The organism is Arthrobacter sp. LjRoot14 (genome assembly GCF_964253905.1).
In the GTDB taxonomy this organism is placed as follows: domain Bacteria; phylum Actinomycetota; class Actinomycetes; order Actinomycetales; family Micrococcaceae; genus Arthrobacter.
The window spans coordinates 3,365,227-3,391,198 of the sequence record NZ_CAXURL020000001.1 but is presented as its reverse complement, the minus strand read 5'-3'; the positions used below and the strand labels follow the sequence as shown (position 1 = coordinate 3,391,198).

28 protein-coding genes are annotated in these 25,972 nt (G+C 62.7%); 7 read left to right on the top strand and 21 right to left on the bottom strand.

What is annotated here, in order from left to right; all coding sequences use genetic code 11:
• The first annotated feature begins 39 nt into the window (after positions 1-39).
• From rplQ to ACSQ12_RS15260, 3 genes are all read left to right on the top strand, one after another.
• Entirely contained in the window at positions 40-642 is a 603-nt protein-coding gene (gene rplQ, locus ACSQ12_RS15270; RefSeq protein WP_436065955.1) for a 50S ribosomal protein L17, read from the top strand.
• 31 nt (positions 643-673) lie between these two features.
• Complete coding sequence (truA, locus tag ACSQ12_RS15265) at positions 674-1,564, top strand: tRNA pseudouridine(38-40) synthase TruA (protein WP_436065954.1); 891 nt, start codon at positions 674-676, stop codon at positions 1,562-1,564.
• A 213-nt stretch (positions 1,565-1,777) separates the two neighbouring features.
• Positions 1,778-2,548: a response regulator transcription factor gene (locus ACSQ12_RS15260; protein WP_209743119.1), complete on the top strand. Its 771-nt coding sequence runs from the start codon at positions 1,778-1,780 to the stop codon at positions 2,546-2,548.
• Positions 2,549-2,588: 40 nt separating this feature from the next.
• On the opposite strand, the gene ACSQ12_RS15255 is transcribed toward ACSQ12_RS15260, so the two are convergent.
• From ACSQ12_RS15255 to ACSQ12_RS15170, 18 genes are all read right to left on the bottom strand, one after another.
• Positions 2,589-3,047, bottom strand: a complete 459-nt coding sequence (locus ACSQ12_RS15255) for an Hpt domain-containing protein (RefSeq protein WP_436065953.1) — start codon at positions 3,045-3,047, stop codon at positions 2,589-2,591.
• A 108-nt stretch (positions 3,048-3,155) separates the two neighbouring features.
• Positions 3,156-4,040, bottom strand: coding sequence for a type II secretion system F family protein (locus ACSQ12_RS15250; RefSeq protein ID WP_436067010.1), 885 nt, complete (start codon positions 4,038-4,040; stop codon positions 3,156-3,158).
• 7 nt (positions 4,041-4,047) lie between these two features.
• Complete coding sequence (locus tag ACSQ12_RS15245; protein WP_436065952.1) at positions 4,048-4,980, bottom strand: type II secretion system F family protein; 933 nt, start codon at positions 4,978-4,980, stop codon at positions 4,048-4,050.
• Positions 4,981-4,990: 10 nt separating this feature from the next.
• On the bottom strand, positions 4,991-6,589 hold the full coding sequence (locus ACSQ12_RS15240) for a CpaF family protein (RefSeq protein ID WP_436065951.1): 1,599 nt from the start codon (positions 6,587-6,589) through the stop codon (positions 4,991-4,993).
• On the bottom strand, positions 6,590-7,786 hold the full coding sequence (locus ACSQ12_RS15235; RefSeq protein ID WP_436065950.1) for an AAA family ATPase: 1,197 nt from the start codon (positions 7,784-7,786) through the stop codon (positions 6,590-6,592).
• On the bottom strand, positions 7,783-8,556 hold the full coding sequence (gene cpaB, locus ACSQ12_RS15230) for a Flp pilus assembly protein CpaB (protein WP_436065949.1): 774 nt from the start codon (positions 8,554-8,556) through the stop codon (positions 7,783-7,785). Before cpaB (ACSQ12_RS15230) ends, ACSQ12_RS15235 begins: the two co-directional genes overlap by 4 nt.
• A gap of 27 nt (positions 8,557-8,583) precedes the next feature.
• Complete coding sequence (locus tag ACSQ12_RS15225; protein WP_436065948.1) at positions 8,584-9,642, bottom strand: pilus assembly protein TadG-related protein; 1,059 nt, start codon at positions 9,640-9,642, stop codon at positions 8,584-8,586.
• A complete protein-coding gene (locus ACSQ12_RS15220) occupies positions 9,630-10,019 on the bottom strand; it encodes a TadE/TadG family type IV pilus assembly protein (RefSeq protein ID WP_436065947.1) in 390 nt (129 codons plus the stop codon). Before ACSQ12_RS15220 ends, ACSQ12_RS15225 begins: the two co-directional genes overlap by 13 nt.
• Positions 10,020-10,139: 120 nt before the next feature.
• A complete protein-coding gene (locus ACSQ12_RS15215; protein WP_436065946.1) occupies positions 10,140-10,388 on the bottom strand; it encodes a Flp family type IVb pilin in 249 nt (82 codons plus the stop codon).
• 410 nt (positions 10,389-10,798) lie between these two features.
• Positions 10,799-11,677: a type II secretion system F family protein gene (locus ACSQ12_RS15210; RefSeq protein ID WP_436065945.1), complete on the bottom strand. Its 879-nt coding sequence runs from the start codon at positions 11,675-11,677 to the stop codon at positions 10,799-10,801.
• A 12-nt stretch (positions 11,678-11,689) separates the two neighbouring features.
• Positions 11,690-12,604: a type II secretion system F family protein gene (locus ACSQ12_RS15205; protein WP_436065944.1), complete on the bottom strand. Its 915-nt coding sequence runs from the start codon at positions 12,602-12,604 to the stop codon at positions 11,690-11,692.
• 32 nt (positions 12,605-12,636) lie between these two features.
• Positions 12,637-14,052: a CpaF family protein gene (locus ACSQ12_RS15200; RefSeq protein WP_436058222.1), complete on the bottom strand. Its 1,416-nt coding sequence runs from the start codon at positions 14,050-14,052 to the stop codon at positions 12,637-12,639.
• The gene (locus ACSQ12_RS15195) at positions 14,049-15,248 is read right to left on the bottom strand and encodes an AAA family ATPase (protein ID WP_436065943.1); all 1,200 of its coding nucleotides are present in this window, start codon (positions 15,246-15,248) and stop codon (positions 14,049-14,051) included. Before ACSQ12_RS15195 ends, ACSQ12_RS15200 begins: the two co-directional genes overlap by 4 nt.
• Positions 15,245-16,015 (bottom strand): Flp pilus assembly protein CpaB, encoded by a 771-nt coding sequence (gene cpaB / locus ACSQ12_RS15190; RefSeq protein ID WP_209743143.1) that lies wholly within the window; start codon positions 16,013-16,015, stop codon positions 15,245-15,247. The genes ACSQ12_RS15195 and cpaB (ACSQ12_RS15190) overlap by 4 nt, the downstream gene beginning before the upstream one ends.
• Before the next feature lie 18 nt (positions 16,016-16,033).
• Complete coding sequence (locus ACSQ12_RS15185; RefSeq protein WP_436065942.1) at positions 16,034-17,059, bottom strand: pilus assembly protein TadG-related protein; 1,026 nt, start codon at positions 17,057-17,059, stop codon at positions 16,034-16,036.
• A complete protein-coding gene (locus ACSQ12_RS15180) occupies positions 17,047-17,439 on the bottom strand; it encodes a TadE/TadG family type IV pilus assembly protein (RefSeq protein ID WP_436065941.1) in 393 nt (130 codons plus the stop codon). Before ACSQ12_RS15180 ends, ACSQ12_RS15185 begins: the two co-directional genes overlap by 13 nt.
• Before the next feature lie 89 nt (positions 17,440-17,528).
• Positions 17,529-17,723: a Flp family type IVb pilin gene (locus ACSQ12_RS15175; RefSeq protein WP_436065940.1), complete on the bottom strand. Its 195-nt coding sequence runs from the start codon at positions 17,721-17,723 to the stop codon at positions 17,529-17,531.
• A gap of 224 nt (positions 17,724-17,947) precedes the next feature.
• Positions 17,948-18,631 (bottom strand): prepilin peptidase, encoded by a 684-nt coding sequence (locus ACSQ12_RS15170; RefSeq protein WP_436067009.1) that lies wholly within the window; start codon positions 18,629-18,631, stop codon positions 17,948-17,950.
• A gap of 333 nt (positions 18,632-18,964) precedes the next feature.
• Here ACSQ12_RS15170 and rplM point away from each other — a divergent pair, with 333 nt between their 5' ends.
• The 3 genes from rplM (at position 18,965) to glmM (ending at position 21,507) form a co-directional block, all read left to right on the top strand.
• A complete protein-coding gene (gene rplM / locus ACSQ12_RS15165; RefSeq protein ID WP_011692756.1) occupies positions 18,965-19,408 on the top strand; it encodes a 50S ribosomal protein L13 in 444 nt (147 codons plus the stop codon).
• Positions 19,409-19,446: 38 nt separating this feature from the next.
• Positions 19,447-19,953: a 30S ribosomal protein S9 gene (gene rpsI, locus ACSQ12_RS15160; RefSeq protein ID WP_043482963.1), complete on the top strand. Its 507-nt coding sequence runs from the start codon at positions 19,447-19,449 to the stop codon at positions 19,951-19,953.
• Positions 19,954-20,148: 195 nt separating this feature from the next.
• A complete protein-coding gene (gene glmM / locus ACSQ12_RS15155) occupies positions 20,149-21,507 on the top strand; it encodes a phosphoglucosamine mutase (RefSeq protein WP_436065939.1) in 1,359 nt (452 codons plus the stop codon).
• A gap of 65 nt (positions 21,508-21,572) precedes the next feature.
• Here glmM and mscL read toward each other — a convergent pair whose 3' ends face one another.
• The 3 genes from mscL to coaA form a co-directional block, all read right to left on the bottom strand.
• Positions 21,573-21,968, bottom strand: coding sequence for a large conductance mechanosensitive channel protein MscL (mscL, locus tag ACSQ12_RS15150; protein ID WP_436065938.1), 396 nt, complete (start codon positions 21,966-21,968; stop codon positions 21,573-21,575).
• A gap of 92 nt (positions 21,969-22,060) precedes the next feature.
• Positions 22,061-22,969 carry a M15 family metallopeptidase gene (locus ACSQ12_RS15145; RefSeq protein ID WP_436065937.1) on the bottom strand — a complete coding sequence of 303 codons (909 nt, stop codon included), beginning with the start codon at positions 22,967-22,969 and terminating at the stop codon, positions 22,061-22,063.
• A 5-nt stretch (positions 22,970-22,974) separates the two neighbouring features.
• Complete coding sequence (gene coaA / locus ACSQ12_RS15140; protein ID WP_197024893.1) at positions 22,975-23,949, bottom strand: type I pantothenate kinase; 975 nt, start codon at positions 23,947-23,949, stop codon at positions 22,975-22,977.
• A gap of 125 nt (positions 23,950-24,074) precedes the next feature.
• On the opposite strand from coaA, the gene glmS reads away from it, so the two are divergent.
• Complete coding sequence (gene glmS, locus ACSQ12_RS15135) at positions 24,075-25,967, top strand: glutamine--fructose-6-phosphate transaminase (isomerizing) (protein ID WP_436065936.1); 1,893 nt, start codon at positions 24,075-24,077, stop codon at positions 25,965-25,967.
• Positions 25,968-25,972 lie beyond the last annotated feature (5 nt).

The window sequence follows — 25,972 nt, the reverse complement described above, 5'->3', positions numbered from 1 at the left end:
GTGCGCAGCCCACCGGCTTCCATATGAGGAGAAACAATTATGCCTACCCCCACTAAGGGTCCGCGCCTCGGAGGCGGCCCGGCTCACGAGCGTCTTATGCTCGCGAACCTGGCAGCAGCACTGTTCGAGCACAAGCGGATCACCACCACGGTGACCAAGGCCAAGCGCCTGAAGCCGTACGCAGAGCGTCTGGTGACCTTCGCCAAGCGCGGCGACCTCGCTTCCCGCCGTCGTGTACTCGGCCTGATCAGCAACAAGGGCGTTGTCCACGAGCTGTTCACCGACATTGCACAGGCAGTGGAGAACCGCGATGGCGGCTACACCCGCATCACCAAGATCGGCAACCGCAAGGGCGACAACGCTCCCATGGCTGTCATCGAACTGGTCCTTGAGCCGGTTTCCGCCAAGCAGGCTGTTGTAGCTGAGGCTACGTCCGCTGCAAAGCGCGACGCCGACAAGAAGGAAGCTGCTGCTGCTCCGGCCGCCGAGGCTGAGGTCGCTGAGACCGAAGCTGCTCCGGAAGCCGAAGCTGCGGAAGCCCCCAAGGCTGAGGCTGCTGAAACCGAAGAGGCCCCTGCTTCTGTGGAAGAAGCCACCGAAGCTGCTGAGAAGCCTGCTGCTGAGGAAAAGGACGCGAAGTAATTCGCTAAATCCTTGGCTTAGACTTAAGTCTATGAACCACCAGAAACCCGCTGCCCCCGTTTTGGGGGGCGGCGGGTTTTTGCGTATCCGTTTGGATTTGGCGTACGACGGCGGCCCCTTCAGCGGGTGGGCAGTGCAGCCCGGCCTGCGGACAGTCCAAGGGGTGCTTGAGAGTGCCCTGGCACTCCTGATCAGGCGCAAGGTTCGGGTGACGGTTGCGGGGCGCACCGACGCCGGCGTGCACGCCCGCGGGCAGGTGGTCCACCTGGACCTCACCCAAGAGGAGTGGCAGGGACTGAACCGCGGCGTAGAGCTGGATCCCGCCGTCGCACTCCTGCGGCGCCTGCGCGGGGCACTGAGCAGGGGACTGGGCGACCTGACCGGCGCGATCGAGGTGCACAGCGTCACCGCGGCGCCGGAAGGGTTCGACGCGCGGTTCTCGGCCCTGTGGCGCCGGTACAGTTACCGCATCGCTGACGGCCCGGCGCTGTGGGATCCGTTGGGCAGGTATTCCACGCTGTGGCACAAGGAACAGCTCGATGTGTCGCTGCTGAACGAGGGGGCATCCAAGCTCCTGGGGCTGCAGAACTTCCGTTCCTACTGCAAGCCCCGGGAGGGCTCCACCACCATCCGGGAACTGCAGCGGTTTGAATTCGCACGGGGGACCGACGGCGTGATCGTGGCCACCGTGCAGGCTGACGCGTTCTGCCACAATATGGTGCGGGCACTGGTGGGGTCCGCCCTGTACGTCGGGTCCGGGGCCGAGAAACCGGGGTGGCTCTACGAGCGGCTGCTCGAGCAGAAGCGTGACGCGAAGTCCGTGCTCTCAGCGCCGCATCCCCTGGTGCTCGAGGAAGTGGCCTATCCCTCGGAGAGCGAGATGCTGGCTCGTGCCGAACTGACCAGGGCGCTGCGGAAATAGATACCCATGGGGCAGCGCATAAAGCGCCCGGCCCTTTCCGGGCGGACAAAGTTAACGTGCAAGTCACGCTAATTGACAATTCGGAAATTTGCCGAGCAAAAACAGCCGACTAAAGGCGAGATTTCTTGTAGCCTAGTCCCTCGGGGGGTGTAACAGGCATTTGCGATGGGCAGGTGCCTGCATGGGGTCTCTGGGGATGTATGGGGTTTGGCCATGAGCGATCTGGGAGTAGCTGTGGTTGTCGAGGACGACAAGGACATACGTAACTTGTTGGAATCGGTTTTCCTTCAAGCGGGATTCGAGGTGCATACCGCCGCGGACGGCCGCGAAGGCGTGGAATTGGTCCGACATCAGCACGCGAATGTTGTCACTTTGGACGTTGGCCTGCCGGATATCGACGGATACGAGGTGCTGCGGCGCATTAGGCAGTTCAGCGATGCCTACGTGGTGATGCTGACCGGACGGACCGAGGAGCCGGACATGCTGACCGCGCTGCACTCGGGCGCGGACGATTACATCACCAAGCCGTTCCGTCCGCTGGAGCTCCGGGCGAGGGTGGCGGCCATGATGCGGCGGCCGCGGAACGGCGACGCCCAGAGGCCGACGCCGGCCGCGAAGCCGGTACCGCTTGCAACAACGGGAGCAGGATCACGGGACGTCCTGGAGCACAGGGACCTGAGGCTCAGCCCCCGGACCAGGTCCGCTGAACTGGCGGGCAAGGAACTGGAGCTCACCCGCAGCGAGTTTGTCCTGCTGGAGGAACTCCTGCGGGCTGGCGGGGCAGTATGCACCCGGGCGGATCTGGTGAAGGTGGTCCGCGGGGACTACTACCAGGACAACACGTACATCAGCGAGGCTGACGAGCGTGCCGTGGAAGTCCACATCGGGAACCTTCGGAAGAAACTGCATGAAGATACCCATTCGCCGCAATTGCTGCAGACGGTCCGGGGAGTCGGATACCGGCTCGGAGCGGGCAAACTCTAGGGGAACCGCTCGCAGCCTCCCCGGGTGGCGTGCCGGTGACCTAGCCTGCCGGCAGGTAGTTTTGGCGGAGCTGGGCAACCGTTTTGTGGCCGAGGTCGGAGACGCATGCCAGCATTGACTGGCCTGCGTCCCAACTCCCTGAACGGATCACGCTCTCGATGTCTTCCGCCAGGCGGGCAAGGCGGAGGCCGCCCACCATCGCCGAGCCTATCTTCAGGCTGATGGCGGCGTCCAAGGCTGTGGTGCGGTCCTGGCCGGAGATGGCATTCGTCAGGTTGAGAAAGCGCTGTTCCCAGATCTCGATGTAGTCCAGGGCGAACTTCCTTGCAACGGCCGGCTGGGCCAGCTGGCTCTCGAGGTCCTGCAGCACCAGGAGGTCCACGAGCGGGATTTCCTCGAAAGCCGCGCCGGCTTCAGTGCCCGGGGCAGCAGCGGCCGGGGACAGGGCGGGGAATTGCTCCGCGCCCTCGCCTTCGGTGTACCTGCCTGAAATGGACATATGACAACGCTACTTCCTGAATCTGTCAATTCACTCGACTTCGGCAGATCTTGTGGAAACCTTGAGTCTCTTGGGTTATCAGGGGTTCACAACTGTCACTTGGGCACCCTATTGACCGCTGAATGTGACAACGGTGTTGATGACGGCAGGACCGAGAATTGCGATGAACAGGACTGGAAAAATGAAGAACAGGAGCGGGAACAGGATCATCACCGGGAGCTTCATCGCCTTTTCCTCGGCACGTTGCCGGCGCTTCACCCGCATCACTTTGGCTTGTATGCGGAGGACCCGACTGATGGCGATGCCGTAGGTGTCAGCCTGGACAATCGCCTGGACGAAGCTGCGCAGCTCCGGGATGTTCGTGCGTTCGGCAAGCGCAAGGTACGATTCCCGGCGGCTGCGTCCCACCTGCATGTCCTGCAGGGTGCGGATGATTTCTTCGGCCAGCGGTCCTTTGCCGTTTTCCCCTGCACGGGCCATGGCACCCTCGAAGCCCAGTCCCGCTTCCACTGAGATGAGCATCTGGTCCAGGGTATTGGCGAGTTCCAGCTGCATGGCCTTTTGCCGCTCCAGGCCCTTGCTGTAGAGGAGCAGGTCCGGGATGAAGTAGCCCAGGAAGAGCAGGAACAGGCCGGCAAGCTTGATGATGGGTTTGGGGCTGCTCATGCTGATAAGGATGAAAAGGGACGCTCCCACCAGGCCGAGGGCGGGCTTTGCCGCCAGGATGCGGCCCAGGGGCCAGGCAGCGGGCCGTCCGGCGAGGGAGAGCAACCGGTCGAGTCTCCGGACATAGGCTGCGGGGGCCAGGCCGTAGCCGATCCTGTCGAGGAAGCGTCCCGGCGTCTTTTCGGGGACCTCGGCTGCCCTCCTGCCGCGCGTCAGGATAGCCACCGTTGCGCTTCGGGCCTTGCGGTCCACGGACAGGACGGACCATGCGAGGTAGCCGATCGGGAGGCTTACCAGGAGCAGCGCGGACAGCACCACGGGATTCATGGGCACCTCAGAACTTCAGATCGATGATTTTGCGCATCCACAGGCTGCCGATGGTCATAAAGACCACGGACGTTGCGATCATTGCCCAGCCCAGCGGATGGGTGAACATCGCATCCATGTAGCCGGGGTTCACCCCCATGAGCATCAGCACAATACCAATGGGCATGGCGATCAGGATGTAGGCGGAGAACTTGCCCTCCGCTGCAAGCGCCTTGATGTGGCCCTTGATTTCGGACCTCTCACGGATCGTCTCATTGACCTGGTCCAGGACCTCAGCCAGGTTGCCGCCCACTTCCCGATTGATCTGGATGGCCTGCGCGATCCAGACGAAATCCTCGTTCTTCATGCGTTCCGAGGTGTCCGTCAGGGAAGCCAGCAGGTCGCGGCCCAGGCTGGTTTCCGTGATGACCCGGCGCATCTCTTCCGAGGTGGGGCTTTGTGACTCGGCAGCGGCGGCGTCGATGGCGCGGAGGATGCTGTGGCCGGCCCGCAACCCGCCGGCGAGGAGCTGGAGGGTGTCGCCGAGCTGCTGGTCGAACCTGGCCCGCCTCTTCCCGGCGAGGAAGCCCAAAACCAGATGCCCCACGAACGGCGCGAGGATGACAAGCAGGACAGAGACCACAGGCACACCGATAACCAGGCCCACCAGTGCACCCACGATGGCACCGGCCATGACCAGGACGATGAACTCGGCCTGGCTGAGCCGGACGCCGGCAGTTTCCAGGGTCTCCCGGTTGTAGAGACGCAGGTTCCTGGCGGCCAGGAAACGGTCCAGGGCTCCGACTGTGATGTTGGCCAGGCGCGTCAGCCGTGACGGCGGGTCGGAGTCATAGGGACGGCGGCGGCTGAGGGCGATCTCCGGGGTACCGGGTATCAGCAGCGCCACGCCCAGAAGCAGTGGTGCGAGGAAGAGGAGCGCGGCTCCTACGGTGATGAGCACGGCGGCGTCCCTACGCGATTCCGGGACCGGCGGGGCCGGCGTGACCAGCAGGGCCGGCCGGGCCGCCGGGCGTGGCGAAGACCGCGGGGGAGACATGGATCCCCAGGTCCTCGAAGCGGTCGATGAAGCGCGGCCGGATTCCCGTGGCGACGGGACGTCCGAGGAAGCGTCCCTGGGCGTCGACGCCAGCGGAGTAGTCGAAGACGAACGCGTCCTGCAGGGTGACGATGTCGCCTTCCATGCCCTGCACCTCGGTCACGTGGGTGATGCGGCGGCTGCCGTCCCGCAGGCGTGAAATCTGGACGATGAGGTTCACCGCGGACGCTATCTGTTCCCGGATGGCCCGCAGCGGGAGGTCCATCCCCGCCATCAGCACCAGGGTTTCGAGGCGTGCCACGGCGTCGCGCGGAGAGTTGGAGTGGACAGTGGACAGGGAGCCGTCATGGCCCGTGTTCATGGCCTGGAGCATGTCCAGCGACTCGCCGCCGCGGACCTCACCCACCACGATGCGGTCGGGCCGCATACGCAGCGAGTTGCGCAGCAGTTCACGAATGGTCACTTCGCCTTTGCCTTCGGTGTTCGGCGGACGGCTTTCCAGCCGGACCACATGCTCCTGCTGGATCTGCAGTTCCACGGCGTCCTCGATGGTGACGATCCGTTCGTCCGAGGGCAGGAAGGAGGAGAGCACGTTCAACAGGGTGGTTTTCCCGGTTCCCGTTCCGCCCGAGACGATGATGTTGAGCTTGGCTTTGACGCACGCGTTGAGGAGCTCCGCCATTTCCGGGGTCAGCGTTCCGAAATCGATGAGGTTCCTGACGGTGAGGGGAACCTTGCTGAACTTCCGGATGGTCAGCGACGATCCGCCCACGGCCAGCGGCGGGATCACTGCGTTGACGCGGGAGCCGTCCTCCAGCCGGGCATCCACCAGGGGAGAGGACTCGTCAATACGGCGGCCCACCTTGGACACGATGCGCTCGATGACCTTCCGCAGGTGTTCTTCCGAGCTGAAGCGTGAATCTGCCAGCGTGAGGTGGCCCTTGCGCTCCACGTAGATCTGGTCCATCCGGTTCACCATGATTTCCGTGACGGCGGGGTCGTCCAGCAGCCGCTGCAGGGGGCCGTAGCCCAGCACGTCGTCGGCAACGTCCTGGACCAGGCGCGTGCGCTCCTCCGAGGAGAGCGGCACCTGCTCTGCATCGATGATGCGGGTGAGCTCCTCACGGGCGGACGTCCGGAGCTCCAGTTCGGTGATGGCAGAGTCGTTGAACCGGGCACCCATGCGTTCGAAAAGGGCCGTGGCCGCCCTCTCCTTCAACGCGGCGAATGCGTCGACGGGCTGCTGGACTTTCGGTTTCACCTCGTCCGCGTGGTCAGTCCCCGCTGAAGGAACGACGACGGCGGCAGCCGGTGCCGCCGTCGTCGTCCGTTTTGCCGGTGCTGGCGGTGTCCACGGTTCCGGCTGCCGGGCGGGCAGTTCCGGGCGGTCCAGCTCGAGGGTTGCGGTGGCGGTGCGGGAAGCCGGCGACGACGGGGCAACGGTTGGGGTGCGTGAGGGCGACAGTGACTGCGACTTGGCCTGGGCTGCGCTGATGCGCTCTGAAAGTTTCATCTAGACCACTACCCTTCGGTGCAGTTTGCGTTGCGATGTGGCCCGCCAGGCGGGGTTGAACCGGTTGACGAGCTGGTTCAGGCCCTTGGTGGCCGGGTCCTTGGCTGACTCCTGGAGGACGGGGATGCCGCGGTTGGTGGACAGGGCCACGGCGCGGGACCGCGGAATGCTGACGTCCACGGGCGCGCCGATGGTCGATTCGAGGTCCTGGACGGTGAGCCCCAGCTTGGAATCGGCCATGTTCAGCACCACGTGGCGGGTCTCCGGGAGGATATCGAGCTGGCGCAGCACGTCCAGGCCGGAGCGCAGGCCGCGGACGCTGGGGATGTCCATGCCGCTGACCCACACCACGTCCGTGCACTGCTCCATCGCGGCGAGCCCTATTTCCGGAAGGCCCGGAGCGGTGTCCACTACCACGTACTGGAACTGTTCGGAGAGCTGTTCCAGCAGCCGGCTGACTTGTTCCGGCGTGATCTCGTCCGCATCAACGGGTGTTGGCGGAGCGCACAGCGCGTAGATGCTGCCCGGGTGGACGGTCAGGAAGGCTTTGAGGACCAGGGAGTCCTGGCTCGCGGCGGGAGAGACTGCGTCTGTGACGGTGTGCTGGGGATCGAGGTAGAGCCCGGAGGCGACGTCCCCGAACTGCAGGTCCAGGTCCACGATCACCACACTCATCGGGGCGATCTTGCCCAGGCCGATGGCGATGTTGGTGGCGATGGTGGTCTTGCCCACCCCGCCCTTGGGGGAGAAGACGCCGATGACCAGGCCTTTGTTGGTCTCCGTCATTGGCGGGGCAGCCTGGACACGATACCTGCTGGCGAACTGCTGGCTTGCCCGCTCCAGGAGGACCCGGATCTGCGCCGCGTCGGAGCCGGGGGAGAGGATGTCCCGGATGCCCGCGCGCATGGCCTGCAGGATGAAGTCCGGGTCGGGGTCGCTGGCGAGGATGACGCTCAACTCCGGGAACCGGATATTCATGACGGTGGCGAGCCGGAGCGCTTCCTCCACGGGAACGTCCGGTCCCAGGATGAGTACTTCGGGGCGTTCCTGGTTGAGGTGGGCGAACAGGTCGTTGGGGTCTGCGGGGAGCAGGCTGGTGAAGAAGGTCTGCACGCCTCCTTGGAGGCCGCCGGCGACGGCCTGGCGGAGGCGGCCGTCGAAGTCGACGTCGGGCGTGATCAGGACGAAGCGGCTCATTTGTAGACGTCCGGCCGGATCAAGATGCGCGGTCCGTTGTCCTCGGCGTCGAGCGGTTCACGGGTGAGCCAGATGGAATCTCCGAACTCGGAGGCGAAAACGATCTTGCCCGCGTTGATGTCATTGACTGCCACGGTGACCATCAGGAGGCCCGTAGGCAGGTTCACGTCCCGGGGGTCAGGTTCTGTTCCGGCGCTCGCCGACGGGGCCGGCTTGGCGGCGGCTCCTTCGGGGGCGCGCTGTACCGCGGTGACCAGGACCTTGTGGATGGACAGCTGGGTGGTCTCTTTGTCCGCTTTTGCCTCGATACCGCCCGCTTTCATGGAGATGAAGACGCCCACGTGGTCGCCGGGCTCCAGGCGTCCGCCGACCACACGCTGCGGCTCCAGCTGGAAGGAGACTTCCTGGAGGCCTGCCGGCACCTTCACCGAACCGGAAGTCTGGAGGTCTTCCGGGGCGACGAGCTTCTCTGCCAGCAGCTGTTCGCCCGGGACGAGGTCGGCGGCGGCCACTTTCCCGGCGGAATCGTCAAGGGTGTCCAGCGCGGATTTTGCGACGGCGGTGCCCGGCACCTGTTCCAGGGCCACCGATGCTTTGACTGTGTCTACGGTTGCGCCGGCGGGGACGGCTTTGGTGACCACGAGTACGCCCACCGGGTCCAGGTCCTTGACGGCGCGCTGGTCAGCGCCCTGGGCGTAGGTGACGACGAGGACCGCCCCGACGATGGCCAGGAGGACTGCCACCACTCCTGCCAACAAACGTGACTTCACTGACTGCTCCTGTGCTTGCGGGACGGGTTACTTGGAAATGCGGACAATGGTGGCGCCATAGGCATCCACCGGGCCGAGGGTGTAGCCATCAGCCAGGGACGTGTACTTGACGAAGCTGCCGATGATGCCGCGGCAGTTGCCGTCGCAGCTGAGTGCCGCATTGCTGCCGGTGAACTTATTTTGGAAGGTGTAGGGCAGCTTGTCGTCGCCGGAGAATTTCCAGCCGTTCACCTTGAAAGCGGCGAAGGCGATGAGATGGTAGATGGCTCCGTTCCCGGTTCCCGTGACTGCGTTGTACACCGGGAGGAGCACGGTGATGTCCCGGCCGGCCGTGATCTCGTCCGCCCACTTCTGCAACGTGGCGGAGCAGTTGCCGGGGGCGTTGTTGCCAGGATCGCTGCCGCCCTCGTTGACGGCGAGGTCGATGGTGCCGCCGCAGACGCCGGTGTCCTGGACCAGCCACCCGAAGCCGCCTTCCACGGCAGCGCCGGAGGGTCCGTACGTGCAGTCCGCGTTCTGGTTCTTGCCGTGGTCCTGGAGCAGCTGGAGTGCTCCGCCGATGGAGTCCTTCACCTGGCAGACGGAGAAGGCGAGGGGGAATGCGGTGCGTCCGGCCAAGGGGCTGCCCCACACAACTGTTGAAGGGGCATTGACTTCGGCTGAGTTCATGCCCAGCACACGGGCGAAGAAGAGCGAAACTTCGTTGGGAGTTTTGCCGGCTTCCTGCGCGCCGGCTGTGACGGTGACGGTGCGATTGGTCGCACTGAGCGCTATGGATTTGATGTGGCTGAGGCCGTCGTTGGCGTTGCTGTTCGTGAGGGTCGCTGCCAGGGTTGATGTGGGGGAGCAGTCGGGATCGGTGGCGCTCTTGGCACACTTTTGGGCTATGGCAAGGGCAGCTGCGTCCGCGCCGTTGCGAAGCTGGGTCCGCTCGGCGTAGAGCATTCCGACGTCCACGGCTATCGCTCCGAAGCCGAGGAGCACCACCAGCAAGATGGCGACCAGCACGCTCACGGCGCCGCGTTCGCCGTCGTGCTTGTTGTTCTGTTGTCCGTTCCGGGGGTGCCGGGGTGTCAGCCGCCGCATAGCATGGCTCCCTTGCCGGTCATCGGGAACGGGCCGGCGATGCCGGTCATAGTGGAGAGGTTGTAGCTGATGGTGATGGTCATGCGGTTACCCGGTGCGCAGCTGGTGGTGCCGGTATCGAGATTTTTGAAGACGATGTTCGTGTCCTTCAGCCCGGGCTGAAGCGATACCGCAGTATCTCTCGCCGCCTTGTTGGCATCGGAAATTTTGTTGGAGATGGCCATGACGCGTACGCCTTCGCGGGCGGCGGCGGAGAGTGAGGCCTGGGTGTTGTAGGCCCGGCTGAATTCCATGATGCCTAGGAGCAGCATGACGAGGACAGGCGCCAGGATCGCAAACTCGACCGCAACGGCTCCGCGCTCGGATGCCCTGGACATGATGGTGCCCTTTCCGTTCAGGCCGATGAGGGTGGTGATGACAGCCGAAGTGGCGGCGGCTAGTTGCCGCCGCCACTTCGTTGTTTGGCGTGCCGGGGCACGTCGGAGGTTTGGGGAGGGTTAGGGGGTCGGCATGGCGCAGGATCCGCCAGCGGGCGTGGTGTCCGTCTGGGCGACTGCTGTCCATGCGCCGCCACCAACCTGGCACTTCACTTGTTCGAACATAGTGGTCAGCGTCCCGCCGAGGAGCCCGACAGCGACGATGATGACGACTGCGATGAGGGCAACCATGATGCCGTATTCGACGGCGGTGGCCCCCTTTTCGTCGCTGCGAAGGCGGATCATGAGGTTGGTGTAGAGAGAAAGCATGGCGACTCCTGAGCGAGTTTGGATGGCTGGTCCTGCACCAGCTCTGCCAGAAAAGTAGCAACCACTTTCCCGCTCACGAACGGATCTTTGAGCATCCTGCGCCAAACCTGCCCGTCCTGCGCGTCCGCTGCCCTGCGTCTGCGTCTTTCATGCGAATTCGCTGCGGTTAGTCGTGCGGCCGACACGCAAGAGGACCCCCTCGGTTCTGGGTGCCGAGGGGGTCCGGTATTTGGACGTAGAGCTGGCAAGTGAGTGAATTACCATTTTGAGAAAAGGCTCTCTCCCCATGAAGGCCCTGAGCGGGCACTCACACGAGCTCAGGGCCTTCTCCCGACCTGAGATCCCGCGACTCGGTCGGGCGGCTCGGGGCGCCAACACCCCAGCTTTTGGGACCCTGGGGTCCAGCCGATCTACGAGAACGCCTCGATGATGTTGATGACGGCGGGCCCCAGAATCACGATGAAGATAACGGGAAAGATGAAGAGCAGTAGCGGGAACAGTACGAGCACTGGAAGTTTCATGGCCTTCTGCTCGGCGCGTTGACGACGTTTGACCCTCATCTCTTTCGCCTGGGCCTTGAGGACCTTCGCGATGGCAATGCCGTAGGCGTCCGCCTGTACCACTGCGCGGACGAAGGTTCTCAGGTCCTGCACATTGCTGCGCTCGGCCAGGGCGAGATAGGAATCCCTGCGCGAGCGGCCAACTTGCATGTCCTGCAGCGTCCGGATGAGTTCTTCGGCGAGTGGGCCTTTGCCATTCTGGCCCGCACGGGCCATTGCGGACTCAAAGCCGAGGCCGGCCTCAACTGCGATCAGCATCTGGTCCAGAGTGTTGGGCAGTTCTAGCTGGATCTTCTTCTGGCGTTCCTGCCCGCGGCTGTAGATGAGAAGGTCGGGAACGAAATACGCTAGTCCAGTTGCGAAGACCGCCAGGAGAATCATTTGTGCACTGCCATTGCGGCTGAGCATTAGCATCATGAGGACCGCCACAACGAGGGCCAGGGCAGGCTTGGCCACCAGCAGGCGCGGGAGAGGCATGGACGAGGGGCGGCCTGCAAGGGCGAGCAGCCTGTCGAGCTTGGCTTCGTATCCGCTCGGCGTGAGCCTTCGAGCTATCCGCTCCAAATCCATGTTTTGGGGTGCGGCTGCTGCCCCGCCGGCTTCGAGGCCTTTGCTGAGGTTGCCCTGAATGACGAGTCGGGATTTGCGGTCCGCCACAATCAGTGACCAGGCGAGGTACGAGGCAGGTATAACGGTGAGGGCGATGATCCCCCAAGCTATAGGTTGCATTTTGTAATCCCCTTAGAATTTCAGATCGCTGATCTTGCGGATCCACAGACCGCCGATGGTCATCATCACCACGGCAATGCCTAGCATCATCCAGCCGATCGGATGCCCGGTTAGCTGGCCGCTGTATTTGGGATTGGCCAACCCGATGAGGATGAACAGAAGTACCGGTAGCGCCATGAGGATGATTGCGGAAAGCTTTCCTTCTGCACTCAGTGCCTTTACCGTTCCCTTGATCTGGGAGCGCTCACGGATTGTTTCGCCGACCTGGTCAAACACTTCAGCGAGGTCTCCGCCGACCTCCCGGTTGATTTCGATGGCCTGGGCCATCCAGTTGAAGTCCTCGCTCTTCATTCGCAGTGATACGTCGTTCAATGAATCCTGTAGGTCGCGGCCCAGCCTGGTTTCATTGACCACCCGGGAGAACTCCGTGGCCGTGGGTTCGCTGGCTTCCTGCGCCACTGCATCGATTGCACGAAGAACGCTATGACCAGCTCGAAGACCACCGGACACCATGGTCAAGGTGTCACCGAGTTGCGCCTCAAAGCGGGCGCGTCGGCGCTGCGTCAGGAATGACAAATACATCGCAGCCAAGATCGGAGAAAGGCCGGCGAAGAGCACTGCGAACACGGGTCCTTGGAGGATGAGGCCCACGAAGCCGGCCACCACAGCAGTGGCACCCACCAACACGATGAAGTCTGTGCGGGCTATCTTGAGGCCAGCCTGATCCAGTGTGGCCCGCTCACCCGGGGACTTGTTGCCCCCGGCGAGGACCCGTTCCACTGCACCCACGGTTGAGTCAGTGAATTTTGTCAAGGGGGAGCGTTCCGCACCACCGAACGGCCGTCTGCGGCTGAGCGCAACATAGCCGTGTGATGGGCGGAACACCACGAATACAATAACGAATACTGCTCCGACCAGGAGCACCATGCCGACGGCGAATATGGCAGGTGTCATTGCAATCACCGCCTTCCAACCGGCATGGGCCGGCCACCAAAGACAGCTGGGGAGATAGCAATTCCCAGATCTGCAAAGTGGTCAACAAAGCGGGGCCGAATCCCTGTTGAAATAGGCTTGCCGAGAAACCTGCCATTGGCATCGACTCCGGCAGCATAGTCGAAGACGAAGGCGTCCTGAAGCGTGACAATTTCGCCTTCCATGCCTTGTACCTCAGTGATGTGCGTTACACGCCGAGTACCGTCACGCAACCTGGAGAGATGAACGATGAGGTTTACGGCCGAAGATACTTGCTCTCGGATGGCGCGCAGTGGAAGATCCATGCCAGCCATCAATACCAGCGTCTCCAAGCGGGCAACGGCGTCGCGTGGTGAGTTGGCGTGCACAGTTGAGATCGAGCCGTCGTGACCTGTGTTCATCGCCTGGAGCATGTCCAGACTCTCACCACCTCGAACCTCACCTACAACAATCCGGTCCGGCCGCATGCGTAGGGAGTTCCGAACCAAATCCCGAATAGTGACGGCGCCTTTGCCTTCGATATTGGCCGGGCGGCTTTCCAACCGCACCACATGGCTCTGCTGCAGCTGGAGCTCAACAGCGTCCTCAATTGTGACGATGCGGTCATCGGAAGGGATGAAGGACGACAGCACGTTGAGGAGCGTCGTCTTTCCCGTGCCTGTTCCGCCGGACACGATGATGTTGAGTTTGGCTCGGACACAGGCGTCCAGGAGCTCGGCCATTTCCGGCGTCAGCGTTCCGAAGTCGATCAGGTTCTGGACGGTCAGTGGGATCTTGCTGAATTTTCGAATCGTAAGCGAGGACCCATTGACGGCCAGCGGGGGAATGATCGCGTTGACACGGGATCCGTCCTCTAGGCGGGCGTCCACCAAAGGTGAAGATTCGTCGATCCGGCGTCCCACCTTTGCGACGATCCGCTCGATGACCTTGCGTAGGTGCTCCTCAGAACTGAATCGGCCATCCGTTAGGATCAGGCGCCCGTCGCGTTCCACGTAGACCTGATCCGGACGATTCACCATTATTTCTGTGACAGACGGGTCCTCGAGATACCGTTGCAGCGGGCCATAGCCCAGCACGTCGTCTCCCACATCGCGGATGAGGCGACGCCGTTCTTCCGGACTGAGTGGCACCTGCTCCTCGTCGATGACCAGGCTTAGCTCATCGCGGGCAATTTTGCGCAACTCTTCGTCAGTCAGCGATGAGTCGGTTAGCCGCGCGCCAAGCCTCTCAAAAAGGGCTTTCCCAGCGCGTTGTTTTAGACCGGCAAGGGCATCGACCGGGGCTGATCCACCGTTCCCAGCGTTAGCGGACGGTGGTGATTGGGCTTCGTATGGAGGTGGGCTTGAAATGCTGGTAGTAGCAATGCCGCCTCGGGCGGCTTCCAGTCGATCTGCGAGGCTCATGAGATCACCATCCGACGGTGTACTTTCTTCTGTGGTTGTGTGGCCCTCTTAGGGTCGAAGCGCTCCACCAATTTGGCGAAGGCGCGAGCAGCACCGTCATGTGACGAGTCCTGCAGCAAGGGCACACCCTTGTTGGTAGAAAACGGGACTGCCCGTGAGCGCGGAACCACAGTGTCAACGGGGACCCCAATGGTCGCCTCAACATCCTGGACAGTAAGACCACTCCGCCTGTCAGCGAAGTTGAGTACAACGTGCCGGCCCTGCGGTAGCAGCTGGAGCTCCCGTAATACTTCGAAGCTCGTGTGCAATCCACGGATGCTGGGAATGTCCATACCGCAGACCCACACGGCGTCCGTTGCCTGCTCGAGGGTTGCGAGCACGTGCTCGCCCAGACCCGGGGTGGTATCCACCACCACATACTGGAATTCGGCAGCCATCTGGTTCAGAAGATGGCTGACGGCTTCGCCGCTAATATGGTCGGCCTCGCCGGGCGTATTTGGTGCACATAGGGCATAGATCCCGCTGGGATGAACGGTGAGGAAAGCCTTGAGAACCATTGAATCCTGGAAAGCAGCGCCCCCGACAGCGTCACGGAGAGTGTGCTCGGGCTCCAGTTGGAGCCCGGTTGCGACATCGCCGAATTGAACATCGAGATCAACGATCACGACGCCCATGGGAGCAATCTTGCCCAGCCCAATCGCCAGGTTTGTGGCCACCGTAGTCTTGCCAACACCACCCTTTGGCGACATTACGGCGATGACCCGACCCGCCGACCGTTCAGGGCCGGCGGCTGCAACTAATCCCCGTCGGCGCCCTGCCGAGGCCAGGCACGCCCGCTCCAGCAAGATGCGCAGTTCAGACACCTCCGCGCTGGGACTGACGATGTCCCGTATGCCGGCCCGCATTGCATTGATGACTTGCTCTGAGGCCATGTCCTCCACGAGCACCAAGCTGATTTCCGGATACTGGAGGTCGAACACCGTGGCCAGCTTGAGGGCCTCGTCGCCCGGAAGTCCCGGGCCTAAGACAAGAACTTCCGGAGGTTCGCCGGAGAGCCGGCCGAAGAGCTCCTGAGGGCCGCCGAGCATCACTGACGGTGGAAGAATCTGCACAGTGCCGTGGAGTGCACCGCGCACCGCCGACTGTACCTTGCGCTGAAAATCCTGCGCGGCGGTGATGACCACGAAGCGGCTCATTGTGCGACCTTCCCCAAGGTCACCAAGCCAGGCTTGGAATCCTTCGACTCGTTGGTCTCCTTAGAGAGCCAGATCTTTCCAAACTCGGCACCAAAAACGATTTCGGCGGCGTCAACGTCTTCACGGGCAAGCGTCACGTAAACAGAACCTGAAGGCAAGGCCGGGCCGTCAGCGGAGCTTGCATCCTTGGAGGTCTCCGGGGGAGCCTGCTGAACGCTGGTGACGAGCACTTTGTGGAAAGCCTTCCCGGTAAACTCCTTGAAACCCTTGATGTCATTACTGACCGGTGCGTCCGCGCCAGCTTTGTCGTCCATCTTGTATGAGATGTAAACACCTACGGTGTCCCCTGCAGCCAAGCGGCCACCAATTACGCGCTGCGGTTCCAGCAGCACCGAGATCTCCTCCATGCCGGCCGGAACAGGAACAGTGCCAGGCGCCGCCAAGGCGTTCGGATCAACGAGACGGGCTTTCAGGAGTTGTTCCCCAGGCTGGAGGTCAACTGCGGTGACTTTGTCGGAGAAATCGCTTAGGGACTTCACTGCATCGGCAGGAACAGCAGTCCCTGGAATGGACGTTAGCTTAACGGATTCGGAAAGCTTGGACACCGGAGTGCCCGCCGTAACGGCTTTCTGAACAACAAGAACTTCAACGGGCTCTAAGCCTTGCTGAGCTCGGCTGTCGGCTGCCTGTGCGTAATTGAACATCAGTACAGATCCGACAATTGCCAAGAGCAATGCTGCTAGGCCCCCCAGCAGCCTGGATTTCACGGGATTCTCCTTTGGTTCTTATTTGGTGAGCTCTACGACGGTTCCGCCGTAGGTGGTGGGTCCGCCGACATCAAATGCTTCGTCCAGGGCTACATAGCGGACGAACTTTCCGACGATGCCCAAATCGCTGTTCTTCCATCCACCGGCGTCCTTGAAGGCCTGGGCGGTTGAAGGCATGTAATGGAAAGGATCTTGGTTGGCCAAGTCCCAGCCCATGAGATCTATGGCAGCGAATGCTTTGAGATGAAATTCAGCACCGGACCCGGTGCCTCGGGTACTGTCGAATACGGGAAGCAGCGCCACGACTTTTTGTCCGGCAATAAGCCTGTCCTTCCAGCCTTGGAGGATTCCGCCGCAACCGGTTTCGGGGTTGTTTCCTGTGTTGCTGGCCACCCATGGGGAGGCAAGGTCAACTTTCGTCGTGCAAGAGCCGCCAGTGACTAGCCAGCCGAAGCCTCCAGGAATTTCAAGGCCCGAGCCAGTGCTGTGGCAGGTGTCTTTCTTGCCGGCCCCCGTGCCGTGGGACAGCAGGAATTGAGTCGAGCCGTCCCCCGCAACGCTGAGGTCCACTTCGCATTCTGAGAAGGCAATGGGGAATACGTTTCCGGACTGCGCGCCGCCCCATTTTGCTTCGGCGACTGCTCCAATAGTCGTAGTATCAGTCCCGAAGATCCGGGCAAAGAAGGTGGAAAAATGCACACCGGTGGAATCTTGGGCATTTGTAGTGACCGTCACCTTGCCAGCGGTCTTGTCCACGATGGTCGAGGCCACATTCGTGAGGTTGTCCTTGGCATTGGCGTTGGCCAGTGTGCCCGACAGGGTGGATCCTGTGATGCAAGTGGGATCAGCGGTGTTCTTTGCGCATTTCTGGGCCACAGCCAGGGCAGCGGCGTCAGCACCGTTCTGCGTCACCGATTTCTCGGCGTACATTGCACCGACGTCAACAGCGATTGCACCAAAGCTAAGCAGCATCACCATCATCACAGCCACGACTACGGCGGTAGCGCCGCGCTCATTCTCCGATTCTTTGATCAGCCGCCGCATTGCATTGTTCCTTTTCCTGTGAGAACGATGGTGCCGGTGAAGGCGTCGAGGAATCCTGTGACAGTGGTCAGTGTGTAACTTGTGGTTGCGGTCACTTGCTTTCCCGCTGCACAGGTTGTACCGCCGCCTGTGACAGCGAAAGTCGTGGTAACCGTGCTGGGAGCCAGGCGCCCTGCGGCATTCGCTGCCGCGGTTGCAGCAGTGCTCGTGCTGTTGTGGATCGCCATGCTGCGCGCCCCTTCTCGAGCGGCTTGGTTGAGGGATAGCTGCGCGTTGAAAGCAAGGGAGAATTCGATAATGCCGATCAATATGAGAAGCAAGACCGGCAATATCAAAGCAAATTCAACTGCGGCAGCACCTTTTTCGTTATTCCTACGCATTTTTCGATCCTCATGTCTCGAAAAGCCAATGGCGGCTCCCAGATGGCCTGGAAGCCGCCATCAATGGGCGCTTGACTGAAGCGGATCGACTAGAGCGACTTTGAGATGCCGTCGAAAAGCGTCTGCAGGCTCGTGCCTACGGCTGTGATGCCAAGGATGGCTGCAATGACAATGAGTGCAACCATCAGGCCGTATTCAACGGCCGTTGCGCCCTTTTCTTCACCCGTGAGGCGGTTCTTGACGCCGGCGACAAAAGCGATCATGGAGACCAGTGCTGAGTTCATTTTCGTGTTCCTTTTGTGAGTGCTGAATTGGTTTCGAATTTCCAGCTCCCCCCAACTTGGCGTTGCTAGAACTTCGATGCACTAAGGAATACAGGAGTAACAAATAGCCCCACAATGAGTGGATGTACTCGTCTTTTTGACACGAGAATCAGTCGTCTACTTGCTGTAACACAACTTAACGGGGGCTCCCCAAGTACGCGACTACTTGGTGTACTCGGAAACGGCTAGCGGGGGAAGACCGTCGGTAAGAGAACCCGCCCGATCTCGGTGCCCCACAGCACTGTCAGGACGCAGCCCGCGAACATCGACGGCCCGAAGGGCACTGAGGTCTTCCGCCCCGCGAATCCGCCTGTAACAAGGAGCACACTGGTCACAGCGCCCACAACAAAGCCAAGAGCAACACCCAGTATCAAGTGCCCCACGGAGAGGTAGCCCAAGTACAAGCCAAGTGGTGCTGAGAGCTTTACATCGCCCATCCCCATTCCGTGGGGAGAAATCAGCGCCAAAATTAGATAAAACACGAAAGTTACGGCACATCCGATGGCTGCCACGAGCAGATTTCCCCATCGCTGGTTCATGCCGGCGTCCATAAGCAGCAGCAGGAGGCCGATTCCGAGCGTGGGAACAACAATCCTGTTGGGCAGTAGTTTGTGTTGCAGGTCAATTCGCGAGAGCACAGGACCAGCTGCACAGAGAAACAGGAAGGCCGGCAGCACCCAGGTCCAGCCGAACCGCCAAGCCATCGCCCCAAACAGCGCTGCTGTGGCGACAGAGCCGGCAACAGCATGCCAGCGGACGTGCCCCAGCTCGATGCCGGGCAGCAACCGCCGCGTGACTGCAAGGGCAACGGGTGCCGCAGCAAGGCCTAAAAGGGTGCAGGCAGCGACCAACAGAGCAACCGGGGGCATTTCAGTCAACGGGGCACCTAAGCTCGGAGTTGTTCGCGGTCAAATTGGCCGGACCTGTCATCAGGACCGGCGCAGGTTGGCTACCTAGAGCCTATTTTGACCAGCGGCCTCTGTACCCGCTATTCTTGATAGTCGTTGTGCGTGTCCTTTCTCGATGATGCGTGCCCGCTGAGAATCCGGTTGCAGGATAACTACTCCTCGGGCACATTCGAGACTTCTGGACCACTGGATTCATAGAGCCCTCACCTCTGTTCCGGTAGCGCATAGATAGTAGGTGCACACCCTTACGTGACACCTAAACAAGAACGCCAGAACAAGAACGAGGCAAACACCGTGCGTACGTACACCCCGAAGCCCGGCGATATCAACCGCCAGTGGCACGTCATTGACGCCACCGACGTTGTCCTTGGTCGTCTTGCCAGCCAGACCGCAATCCTGCTGCGCGGCAAGCACAAGGCCACCTTTGCTCCCCACATGGACATGGGCGACTTCGTCATCATCATCAACGCCGAGAAGGTTGCCCTCACCGGCGCCAAGCTCGAACAGAAGCGCGCTTACCGCCACTCCGGCTACCCGGGCGGCCTGACCTCCGTCAACTACGCGGAGTTGCTGGAATCCAACCCGGTCCGCGCCGTGGAGAAGGCCATCAAGGGCATGCTCCCGAAGAACTCCCTCGCTGCACAGCAGCTGGGCAAGCTGAAGGTTTACCGCGGTGCAGAGCACCCGCACGCCGCCCAGCAGCCCAAAACTTTCGAAATTTCCCAGGTCGCCCAGTAGTCCTGGCCACCAAACAACTTATCTATACAAGGAGAACCGTGGCTCAGAACGAAGAGACCACCGAAGCCGTTGAGGCAGAGGAAACCCTGACCAGCTACACCTCGGAAAGCGGGGCTGCTGAAGCTGCTGCGCCGAAGAAGGAGCGCCCGGCACTGACCGTAGCCGGCGCAGCTGTTGGCCGCCGCAAGGAAGCCGTTGCACGCGTTCGCGTTGTGCCGGGCTCCGGCAAGTGGATCATCAACGGCCGCGAGCTGGCGAACTACTTCCCGAACAAGCTGCACCAGCAGGATGTCAACGAGCCCTTCAAGATCCTCGATCTTGACGGCGCCTACGACGTCATTGCCCGCATCCACGGCGGTGGCCCTTCCGGCCAGGCCGGTGCACTGCGTCTCGGTATCGCCCGTTCACTTAACGAGATCGACGTCGAGAACAACCGCGCCACGCTGAAGAAGGCCGGCTACCTCACCCGTGACGCACGCGTCATCGAGCGTAAGAAGGCCGGTCTCAAGAAGGCCCGCAAGGCTCAGCAGTACTCCAAGCGCTAAATCCGCTTGCAAGCGCCTGTGGCGCTTACCGAAGCCCGTCCCGCTATTCGGCGGGGCGGGCTTCGGCCGTTAAAAGCGTCCGCCGTAAAACACGGTGCGTCCGGGGCCGCGAAGCCGTCCGCGCAGCGGAGACAGCCACTGCCCCGGTGCGAGCCAAAGACAGCCCCCACCGGTCCATCGTCTAAACTTGACCCGATGTCTAGATTATTTGGAACAGATGGTGTCCGGGGCCTGGCTAACGGCCTGCTCACAGCAGAGCTGGCGATGCAGCTGGCGCAAGCGGCCGCCGTCGTCCTCGGCCACGAACGCAGCACCAACGGCGCCCGGCCGCGCGCCGTGGTGGCCCGCGATCCGCGTGCCAGTGGCGAGTTCATCTCGGCAGCCGTCTCGGCGGGACTGTCGAGTTCCGGCATCGACGTCTACGATGCCGGCGTCCTCCCCACCCCTGCCGCCGCCTACCTGGTGGCCGACCTCCACGCCGACTTCGGCGTCATGATCTCCGCCTCCCACAACCCTGCCCCTGACAATGGCATCAAATTCTTCGCCAAGGGCGGCCAGAAGCTGCCTGACGAGGTGGAAGATGCCATCGAGGCGCAGATGTCCAAAGATCCCGTCAGGCCAACAGGCAGCGACGTAGGCCGTATCCAGACCTTCTCAGACGCCGAGGACCGCTACATCGTCCACCTGCTCGGGACCCTGCCGCACCGCCTGGACGGGCTGAAGGTTGTGCTCGACTGCGCCCACGGTGCGGCCAGCGGCTGTTCACCCCAGCTTTTCAACGATGCCGGCGCCGAAATCGTGGTTATCGGCGCTGAGCCCGACGGCCTGAACATCAACGACGGCGTGGGCTCGACCCACCTCGGCGCTCTCCAAAGGGCCGTAGTGGAGCACGGCGCCGACCTGGGCATTGCCCACGACGGCGACGCCGACCGGTGCCTTGCCATCGACCATGAAGGCAACGAGGTGGACGGTGACCAGATCATGGCCATCCTCGCCCTGGCGCTGAAGGAATCCGGGAAGCTCAAGGACAACGTCCTGGTGGCCACCGTCATGAGCAACCTCGGGCTGAAGATCGCCCTCCGCAACGCCGGCATCACCATCCGCGAGACCGCGGTGGGGGACCGCTACGTTCTTGAGGAAATGCGCGACGGCGGGTACAACCTCGGCGGCGAACAGTCCGGCCACGTGATCTTTGCAGACCACGCCACCACCGGCGACGGGCTCCTGACCGGCCTGCAGCTGGCCGCCCAGGTGGCGCTCACGGGCAAGTCGTTGAAAGAACTCGCCACGGTGATGACCAAGCTTCCGCAGCTGATGATCAACGTCAAGAACGTGGACAAGGCCCGGGCCGGCACCGATGAGGGCGTCCTGGCAGCTGTCGCTGAAGCTTCCGCGGAACTCGGCGAGACCGGCCGGGTGCTCCTGCGCCCATCCGGAACCGAAGCCCTGGTCCGCGTGATGGTGGAGGCCGCGGACATGCCCACCGCCGAACGGATCTGCAAGCACCTTGCCGCCGTTGTGGAGGAGCGCCTGGCCGTCGCGCCGGCCGTCTAAGCAACCCGCAAACAAAAAGTGGTCCGCCTCCAGCCGGAGGCGGACCACTTTTTGTTTTCAGGAAGCTAAGCCCGGGTGCTGCCGCTCCGGAGTGAATCGCGGATTTCGGTGAGGAGTGCGATCTGGGGGTCCTCGGCGGCTTCTTCCTTGACCTCCGTACCAATTCCGAGCCGGCGGTTGCGGCGTTCGATCATGTGGTTCATCGGCAGGACGACCACGAAGTAGATGGAGGCGCCCACCAGCAGGAAAGAAATAATGGCCGAGATAACGGAGCCATACATGAATCCCTCCCACTGCATCTCCTCAATGCCCTTGGCACTGAACAGGCGGCCGATCAGCGGGGTCAGCAGGCCTTCAACGATTGAGGTCACGACGGCGCTGAAAGCCGCACCCATGACCACCGCCACGGCAAGGTCTACGACGTTGCCCTTCATAATGAAATTCTTGAATCCGGTCAACATGGGACCCAGACTAGCGCGGCCCTGTGAACAAGTGTGACGGCAGGGTAATTTCGCGGAGGTGTGTCTCCGGTCGCACTGACGGAGGCGCGGCCCTACAGGTACCCCGGCGCCGCTTCCAGTCCGAAGTACTCCTCCAGCGTCGCAATGCCCTTGGCTGACATGTCCGCTGCCGCCTCCACGCCGATGTACCGCAGATGCCAGGACTCGTAGTAGTAACCCGTGACCTCGTGGAACATCCACGGATACCGCACCACGAAACCAAAGCGGTGCCCGTTGGCCTTGGCCCACACTGCCGCCGGCTGTTCGGCGAAACACGGCTGGAAGCTGCACGCCCCGCCGCCGTCGCCGATGTCGAAGGCCCAGCCGGTCTGGTGTTCCGAGAAGCCCGGCCTGGCCGAGGCCGTGTCCGCTTCTGCCTGCCCGCGGGACGCTACATAGCTGTTGTACGTGGCCACCTGCGTACCGTACGAACGGTAGCCGCTCGCCAGGGTCATGGTGACGCCGTCCCGCGCTGCCGCGGCAAACATCTGCTCAGCGGCGGCCGCCGTCGTGCTGTTCAGCTGGGCGGCCTCACCCGAAACTGCCAGTGCGATGTTGGACTGGACCAGGTCCGCCGGGACGTAATCGGCGGGGGAGAGCGGCCGGTGCTTGTTGACTACCAGCCAGGGGCTGGCTGGGTCCGTCAGTGAATGCTGTTGGCCCAGGCCGGCCGCCGGCGAAGCGGGCGTCGGTGCGGAGGTTGGAGGCGGCGGCGTGCCCGGTTCAGTGACAGCGGGGGACGTCGGCTGCCCCGCTGTAGACGGCGCCGCCGTCTGTGAGGCGGAGGCGGACGTTACAGGCGGGGAGGACGACGACGGCGGCCGGGTTCCGGCGTCGGGCGTGCAGGCTGCCAGTGCGGTCAGTCCTGCGCCGGCGGCCAGGAACCTTGCGACAGACCGCCTGCTCGGCGCCGGGCCCGCTTTGGCACCTACGGTGGCAGCAGCGGAACAGTTGTGGCACACGTGTGCTAGACCTTCCGCAGCAGCATGCGGCGGATCGAATGGTCTGCTTCCTTGGTGAGCACCAGCTGCGCGCGGCCCCGCGTCGGGAGCACGTTTTCCTCGAGGTTGGGCTCGTTGATGCGCTTCCAGATGTCGCGGGCGGTGCTTTCGGCTTCCTCGTCGGAAAGGGTCGCATAGCGGTGGAAGTAGGACTCCGGCTGGGCGAAGGCGGTGGTGCGCAGCTTGCGGAATCGGTCCACATACCACTCCTCGATATAGGACGTCTTGGCGTCCACATAGATGGAGAAGTCGAAGAAGTCGCTCAGTGCCAGCCCCTGCTTGCCGTCGTGGCGTGGACGGGCCGGGGCCAGGACGTTCAGCCCCTCCACGATCAGCACGTCCGGCCGGCGGACCACCACTTCCTTGCCGGGAACAATGTCGTACGTGACGTGGGAGTACCAGGGCGCCCGGACCTCTTCCGCGCCGCCCTTGATCTCACTCACGAAGCGGAGGAGTGCGCGTCGGTCATAGGACTCCGGAAAACCCTTCCGCTCCAGGAGGTGCCGGCGCTTGAGCTCGGCCAGGGGATACAGGAACCCGTCAGTGGTGATGAGCTCCACGTTGGGCGTCCCGGGCCAGCGCCGGAGCATCTCGCGGAGCACACGGGCGATGGTGGACTTGCCCACGGCAACGGAGCCGGCCACGCCGATCACAAAGGGCGTGCGCTGCGTCTGTTCGCCGAGAAACGTGGTGGTGGCTGCGTGCAGCTGGCCCGCAGCCTCCACATAGAGGTGGAGCAGCCGGGAGAGCGGCAAATAGACTTCGCGGACTTCCTTCATGTCCAGCGGATCACCGAGCCCTCTGAGACGGACCACGTCCTCTTCGTTCAGAGGCTGTTCCATCTGGGCTGCGAGCCGGGACCAGGTCTGCCTGTCCAGCTCCACGAACGGGGAGACACCCTCTCCATTCGCTTCGTTGCGTTGCAAAGTCACGTTAGAGATTCTGCCCTCCGCGACGCTGAGAGCGAAATGGAGGCCGTCGCATCCGCTGTCACGGGGCACGGCGGCCGCCCCGCGGCGGATGCAACGAACGTCAGCGGACCGCTCCGCCATATAAGCTTGGCTCTATGTGTGGAATCGTAGGATACGTAGGCCATTCGTCAGGCCGGGTAAATGTTGGCCACAGCGCGTTGGACGTTGTCCTGGAGGGACTCCGCCGCCTGGAATACCGGGGGTATGACTCCGCAGGCGTCGCTGTGGTGGCGGACGGAACGATCTCGTCCCGGAAAAAGTCCGGAAAGCTGAGCAACCTGCTCGCTGAACTGGAAGAGTCACCGCTGCCTGATTCAGTCACCGGAATCGGGCACACCCGCTGGGCCACGCACGGCGGGCCCACGGACGTGAATGCTCACCCGCACCTGTCCGACGGCGGCAAGCTGGCCCTGATCCACAACGGCATCATCGAAAACTTCGCCGAGCTCAAGCTCGAACTGCTCGAAAAGGGCACCGTGTTCACGTCCGAGACGGACACCGAGGTGGCTGCCGCGCTGCTGGGCGACATCTTCCGGAACCAGCTGAACGGCGACGCTTCCAACGGCGGCCTGACCAAGGCTATGCAGCTTGCCTGCCAGCGCCTCGAAGGCGCCTTCACGCTGCTAGCCGTGCACGCGGACCAGCCCGACGTCGTCGTGGCCGCCCGCCGCAACTCCCCGCTCGTGGTGGGCCTGGGTGAGGGGGAGAACTTCCTCGGCTCGGACGTCTCCGGCTTTATCGACTACACGCGCCGGGCCGTGGAACTGGGTCAGGACCAGATCGTGACCATCACCGCGGACAGCGTGGAGATCACCGACTTCTTCGGCGCCCCTGCCCAGGGCAAGGAATACCACGTGGACTGGGATCCGGCGTCGGCCGAGAAGGGCGGCTTCCCGTCCTTCATGGAGAAGGAAATCCATGACCAGCCGGACGCCGTGGCCAAGACCCTGCTGGGCCGCTACGACCTCGACGGCAAGCTCACGCTCGATGAAATGCGCATCGACCCGGAGCACTTGAAGAACATCACCAAAATCATCGTGCTCGCCTGCGGCACGTCCGCCTATGCCGGCCAGGTGGCCAAGTACGCCATTGAGCACTGGTGCCGGATCGCCACGGAGGTGGAGCTCTCCCACGAGTTCCGTTACCGCGACCCGATCGTGGACGAGAACACCCTGGTGGTGTCCATCTCCCAGTCCGGCGAGACCATGGACACCCTGATGGCCGTCCGGTACGCCAAGGAACAGGGCGCCAAGACCCTCTCCATCTGCAACACCAACGGGTCCACCATCCCGCGCGAATCCGACGCCGTGCTCTACACCCACGCCGGCCCGGAAATCGCCGTCGCCTCAACGAAGGCCTTCCTGGCGCAGATCGCCGCCGCCTACCTGCTGGGCCTGTATTTGGCACAGCTGCGCGGCAACAAGTTCCAGGGCGAGATCAAGGACATCCTGGCCGACCTCGGCAAGATCCCGGCCAAGATCCAGGAGATCCTGGACCACGAGGGCGAGATCAAGGAACTTGCCCGCTCCATGGCCGGCGCCAAGTCGGTGCTGTTCCTGGGCCGCCACGTCGGGTTCCCCGTTGCCATGGAAGGCGCGCTCAAGCTCAAGGAACTGGCCTACATCCACGCCGAAGGCTTCGCCGCCGGCGAGCTGAAGCACGGCCCGATCGCGCTGATCGAGGAAGGCCAGCCGGTGTTCGTGGTGGTCCCGTCCCCGCGCGGCCGGAACTCGCTGCACGCCAAGGTTGTCTCCAACATCCAGGAGGTCCGGGCCCGCGGCGCGAAGACCATCGTGATCGCCGAAGAGGGTGACGAGGCCGTCAAGGCGTATGCCGAGCACGTCTTCTACATCCCCGAAACGCCCACGCTCCTGGCGCCCCTGCTGGCCACCGTTCCGCTGCAGATCTTCGCCCTCGAACTTGCCACGGCCAAGGGATACGACGTGGACCAGCCACGCAACCTGGCCAAGAGCGTGACCGTAGAATAAGCCGC

Coding starts and splice junctions, on each gene's coding strand:
- ACSQ12_RS15240 (WP_436065951.1), bottom strand. CDS start 6,589: ATGAAACTTTCAGAGCGCATCAGCGCAGCCCAGGCCAAGTCGCAGTCA.
- glmS (WP_436065936.1), top strand. CDS start 24,075: ATGTGTGGAATCGTAGGATACGTAGGCCATTCGTCAGGCCGGGTAAAT.
- ACSQ12_RS15235 (WP_436065950.1), bottom strand. CDS start 7,786: ATGAGCCGCTTCGTCCTGATCACGCCCGACGTCGACTTCGACGGCCGC.
- ACSQ12_RS15250 (WP_436067010.1), bottom strand. CDS start 4,040: ATGAATCCCGTGGTGCTGTCCGCGCTGCTCCTGGTAAGCCTCCCGATC.
- ACSQ12_RS15215 (WP_436065946.1), bottom strand. CDS start 10,388: ATGCTTTCTCTCTACACCAACCTCATGATCCGCCTTCGCAGCGACGAA.
- rplQ (WP_436065955.1), top strand. CDS start 40: ATGCCTACCCCCACTAAGGGTCCGCGCCTCGGAGGCGGCCCGGCTCAC.
- ACSQ12_RS15185 (WP_436065942.1), bottom strand. CDS start 17,059: ATGCGGCGGCTGATCAAAGAATCGGAGAATGAGCGCGGCGCTACCGCC.
- ACSQ12_RS15200 (WP_436058222.1), bottom strand. CDS start 14,052: ATGAGCCTCGCAGATCGACTGGAAGCCGCCCGAGGCGGCATTGCTACT.
- ACSQ12_RS15255 (WP_436065953.1), bottom strand. CDS start 3,047: ATGTCCATTTCAGGCAGGTACACCGAAGGCGAGGGCGCGGAGCAATTC.
- ACSQ12_RS15180 (WP_436065941.1), bottom strand. CDS start 17,439: ATGCGTAGGAATAACGAAAAAGGTGCTGCCGCAGTTGAATTTGCTTTG.
- ACSQ12_RS15205 (WP_436065944.1), bottom strand. CDS start 12,604: ATGGTGCTCCTGGTCGGAGCAGTATTCGTTATTGTATTCGTGGTGTTC.
- ACSQ12_RS15220 (WP_436065947.1), bottom strand. CDS start 10,019: ATGTCCAGGGCATCCGAGCGCGGAGCCGTTGCGGTCGAGTTTGCGATC.
- mscL (WP_436065938.1), bottom strand. CDS start 21,968: ATGTTGACCGGATTCAAGAATTTCATTATGAAGGGCAACGTCGTAGAC.
- glmM (WP_436065939.1), top strand. CDS start 20,149: ATGTCTAGATTATTTGGAACAGATGGTGTCCGGGGCCTGGCTAACGGC.
- ACSQ12_RS15170 (WP_436067009.1), bottom strand. CDS start 18,631: ATGCCCCCGGTTGCTCTGTTGGTCGCTGCCTGCACCCTTTTAGGCCTT.
- ACSQ12_RS15260 (WP_209743119.1), top strand. CDS start 1,778: ATGAGCGATCTGGGAGTAGCTGTGGTTGTCGAGGACGACAAGGACATA.
- ACSQ12_RS15175 (WP_436065940.1), bottom strand. CDS start 17,723: ATGAACTCAGCACTGGTCTCCATGATCGCTTTTGTCGCCGGCGTCAAG.
- ACSQ12_RS15225 (WP_436065948.1), bottom strand. CDS start 9,642: ATGCGGCGGCTGACACCCCGGCACCCCCGGAACGGACAACAGAACAAC.
- ACSQ12_RS15210 (WP_436065945.1), bottom strand. CDS start 11,677: ATGCAACCTATAGCTTGGGGGATCATCGCCCTCACCGTTATACCTGCC.
- ACSQ12_RS15195 (WP_436065943.1), bottom strand. CDS start 15,248: ATGAGCCGCTTCGTGGTCATCACCGCCGCGCAGGATTTTCAGCGCAAG.
- truA (WP_436065954.1), top strand. CDS start 674: ATGAACCACCAGAAACCCGCTGCCCCCGTTTTGGGGGGCGGCGGGTTT.